The 2,522-nt window shown below is 68.5% G+C and carries 1 protein-coding gene; it reads right to left on the minus strand.

What is annotated here, in order from left to right:
* Positions 1 to 23: 23 nt before the first annotated feature.
* Positions 24 to 2,222 carry a recombinase family protein gene (locus tag ABZW18_RS34575; protein WP_356195439.1) on the minus strand — a complete coding sequence of 733 codons (2,199 nt, stop codon included), beginning with the start codon at positions 2,220 to 2,222 and terminating at the stop codon, positions 24 to 26.
* Between the last annotated feature and the right edge of the window lie 300 nt (positions 2,223 to 2,522).

Below are 2,522 nucleotides of genomic sequence, written 5' to 3' on the forward strand. Positions count from 1 at the left end.
TCGATGAGCAAGCCGCAGTGCTGTCATACGTGCGGTTCGACGTCATCGTCTTGGTTTCCTTCCTCGCTTCGGATTATCGTCGCCTGCTGGTGGTCGAGCCAGGCTTGTCGTGGTCGGTGGCCGCGGGACTGCTGGTGGAGTCGGCGGAGCCGTTCGACTTGTGCGGGGTCGGCGTGGATGATCCAGGACCGGCGCCGGTCGGTGAGCTGGTGGGCCGTGACCCAGCCGTGTTTGATCCATCCGAAGAGGGTCACCCGGGGCATGCCGAGCTCGCGGGCGAGGTCGGTCAGCCACCACTCGTGCCGGCCGAGTTGTGCGGCTCCCCGGCGGAGGGCCTGTTCCTGCTGGCTGACGCAGCCCAGTTCCTGCAGCAGTGTGCGGACGCCCTGGGTGCCGAAGTGTTCGCGGCGTTTGGGTGGACGGAAGCCCTCGGAGTTCAGGATCTTTGCGATGGCCGGGGCGGAGTGGCCGGTCTGGGCGAGTTCGCGGGCCCGCGCGGCCAGGCGGGGGAAGTAGCTGAGCTGGTCCAGACGGGCGACCGGGCGGACGAGTTCGCCGGCGGTGCGGTGTCCGCCGGCCCAGGTGACCTGGACGGTGACGCGTTCGCTGTCGCCGACGACGGTGACGCTGACTTTCTCGATTAGGTGCCTGGTCAGCTGTTTTCGGTCCGCATCGGTGGTGGTGGGCGCCTGCCAGACGGCGGGGAGGTCGGCGGCCAGGGCCCGGATCTGGTCGCGCTCGGCGGCGGTGATGATGGGGGGCCGGGCTGCGGCGTGGCGGTCGTACTCCTCACTGAGCTGCCGCCGTTCGGCCAGCGCGTGTTCCCAGTCCTTCTCCAGTTCCCGGACCACCAGGCGGTTCTCGGGTTCGGCCAACTGGTACTGGCGCCGGGCCCGGTCGGCGGCATAGTCCGCGCGTTCCAGACGCTGCTGCCAGATCCGGTCTACCTCTTTGCGCCGTTTCTGGGCCTGCTCGGCGGCCTGCAGCGAGACCTCCAGGGCGGCGGGCGCCATCGCTGCCAGCAGCAGACCGGTCACATGGCGGTCGACGCAGGTCCCGGACAGTTGCTGGCACAGCTCGCCGCCGTAGTCGGTCTTCGCCCGGCTGCACTCGTACTTCGGCCACAGCTTTCCGCCCTGGCCGCGCTGGTAGTGCACGACCATGCGGGTGTCACACCGGCCGCAGAAGATCAGCCCGACCAGCAGGGCCGGCCCGTCGCGCAGGGCACCCATGCTCTGGGAACGGGCCCGGTTCGCCTCGATCCGGGCAAGGTTGCGTTCATGGCGCTCGGCGCTGATATAGGCAGGCAGGACGTCGGGCAGATAGACCAGCCAGTCCTCGGGTGGCTTGCGGACGCGTCCGGTGAACGGACGTCCCGCCAGACGCCGGCGGGGATCGGTCCGGCTGCGGCCATAGACATAGACCCCGGCATAGGCGGGGTGGCGGAGCATGTTCTGGATCAGAATCCGGCTGGGACGGCGCCAGGCGAGCGTCCCGCGTTCGGGGCCCTCGCGCACCCGGATGCCTATCTGGATGCTGTGGTCGACCAGGAACCGCAACACCGCGTTGATCGTGGCGAGTTCGTCGAACAGGTCGAAGACCAGACGGACCACGGCCTGCACCTGCTGGTCCGGATCACGCACGACCTGACCGTCCGGGCGGCGCAGATAGCCCACTGGCAGTGGCACGGCCAGCTCGCCGCGACGGGCCTTGCCGATCCGTCCGTTCCACATCCGCTGTTTGATCAGATGCAGTTCCGCCTCGCTGATCGTGCCCTTCAGCCCCAGCAGCATGCGGTCGTTGTGCTCGGCCGGGTCATAGACCCCGTCCGGGTCTGCCAGCAGAGCGCCCGACAGCGCGCACAGCTCCAGCAGCTGGTGCCATTCGCGGCCGCTGCGGGCCAGGCGCGACATTTCCAGGCCCAGCACCAGGCCCACGTGGTCCAGACCGACCTCGGAGACCAGACGCTGGAAGCCGGGCCGGTCCACGACGCCGGACGCAGAGTGTCCCAGGTCCTCGTCGATCAGCAGGACCCGGGACGGGGACCAGCCCAGGTCGACGGCCCGTTGCGTGAGTCCGTACTGCAGCCGGGTGGACTCGGCGTGATCGAGGACCTGCTGGGGAGTCGACTGACGGACATAGATCACCGCGAGCCGGTCGCGATGCCACGGCTGGACCTTGCCCTCAATCCGATCCCACGGCGTCGCAGCGGTCGTACTCACCGGGGTCACCCCCGCCCTGCCCGACCGGGTCCACCACAGTCACCATCCGCGCGGCCAGCACTGCCAGTAACCGCACCACCATCTGGCGATTCAGCTCCGGAACGGCTCCCCACTGCGGGATCTGGGGAGCTCAGCTGCAGAATGCCCGCCCACTGACCCTCACCACCCTCTTCGTCATCAGCCAGTCGCTCACGCAACTGCCGAACAAAGGCAGCAGTGTTGAGCAGGCCATCAACCCCTATGACAGGGCTGTTCCCCTCCTCGGGCACATCTATGTGGGCATTACGGCTTGCTCCTTTC

This window comes from Streptomyces sp. NPDC004647, assembly GCF_040609575.1.
GTDB lineage: Bacteria > Actinomycetota > Actinomycetes > Streptomycetales > Streptomycetaceae > Streptomyces.